The organism is Mycobacterium sp. E3247, assembly GCF_001667785.1.
GTDB lineage: Bacteria > Actinomycetota > Actinomycetes > Mycobacteriales > Mycobacteriaceae > Mycobacterium.
Window position 1 is genome coordinate 1 of record NZ_LZJG01000498.1, and the last position, 1485, is coordinate 1485.

A 1485-nucleotide genomic window follows, 5' to 3' on the forward strand; every position below is an offset into this window, starting at 1 on the left:
GACCTGCTGGCCAACACGTCGGCGGTCGCCAAACAGTTGACGGCACTGGTGCACGACAACGAAAGCAAGCTGGCGCCGACGCTGGAGCGGCTGAATTCGGTGACCGCGATGCTGCAGAAGAACCGCGACAACATCAGCAAGGCATTGCCGGGCCTGAAGAAATTCCAGATCACGGTCGGCGAGGGCATCTCCAGCATGTACGCATATCAGGCCTTCGTCCCGAACTTCCTTGCCCCGCAACTCTTCCAGCCGATCATCGACTACCTCTGGGGATTCCGCACCTTCGACACCTCGAAGGGTCCCGGCTACCCTTCGCCGTTGCCCCGGTCGCTGACTCCCTGGCCGTACAACGGTATTCCGGTCTGCCCCGGCTGCACGTTGGGCGGCAGGATCGGAGGGTCACAATGACCTCCCGGGTACCTCGTAACAGGTTGACGGCCTTGGTTGCGGTCGTCCTGGTCGGGCTCGTCGTTGCCGGCGCCGCCGTGCTCGTCCGCAACGCGGTCTTCGGCACGAAGACGATCACCGCCTACTTCACCACCGCCACCGCGATCTATCCCCATGACGAGGTACGGGTATCGGGCGTCAAAGTCGGTACCATCAAATCCATTCAGCCGCAGGGCACCCGGGCCAAGATGACCCTGAAGGTCGACCGCGGCGTGCCGATTCCCGCGGACGCGAAGGCCGTGATCGTCGCCTCGAACCTGGTGGCTGCGCGCTACGTCCAGCTCTCGCCCGCCTATCGGGACAGTGGACCGGTCATGCCCGACGGGGCCGTGATACCGGTCGAACGGACCGCGGTCCCGGTTGAGTGGGACGAGGTGAAAACCCAGTTGATGCGGTTGGCAACGGATTTGGGGCCCAAGAGTGGTGTCTCGGGCACGTCGGTGGGGCGGTTCATCGACAGCGCCGCCAACGCGCTCGACGGCAACGGCGACAAGTTGCGCCAGACGCTGGCTCAACTGTCGGGAGTGGGCCGCATCCTCGCCAACGGTAGCGGCAACATCGTCGACATCATCAAGAACCTGCAGACCTTCGTCGGCGCGCTGCGCGACAGCAACGTCCAGATCGTGCAGTTCAACGACCGCCTGGCCACCCTCACCAGCGTGGTCAACGACAGCAAATCCGATTTGGACGCGGCGCTGACCGACCTGTCGACGGCCGTCGGCGAGGTGCAGCGATTCATTGCCGGGACGCGCAACCAGACCAGCGAGCAGATCGCCCGGTTGGCCGATGTCACACAGGTTTTGGTTGATCAGCACATGGATCTGGAGAACATTTTGCATGCAGCGCCGAACGCGCTCGGCAACTTCTTCAACGACTACAACGCCGACACCGGAACCATCGTCGGCGGGTTCGGCATCATGAACTTCGCGAACCCCACCTTCTCGGGTTTGATGGTTCCACTGCCCGTGCCCGGCTGCACCGCACTCGGCGCCATCGAGAACGTCACCGCCGTTGAATCGGGCAAGCTGTGCTCGCTGT

At 63.5% G+C, this 1485-nt stretch carries 1 protein-coding gene and 1 pseudogene; both read left to right on the forward strand.

Annotated elements, in window-relative coordinates:
* Window positions 1-408: pseudogene (locus A9X04_RS25020) on the forward strand (mammalian cell entry protein); the annotation flags it as partial.
* On the forward strand, window positions 405-1485 hold a 1081-nt coding region (locus A9X04_RS25025), incomplete at its 3' end, for an MCE family protein (RefSeq protein ID WP_067926551.1). The pseudogene A9X04_RS25020 and the gene A9X04_RS25025, both read left to right, overlap by 4 nt.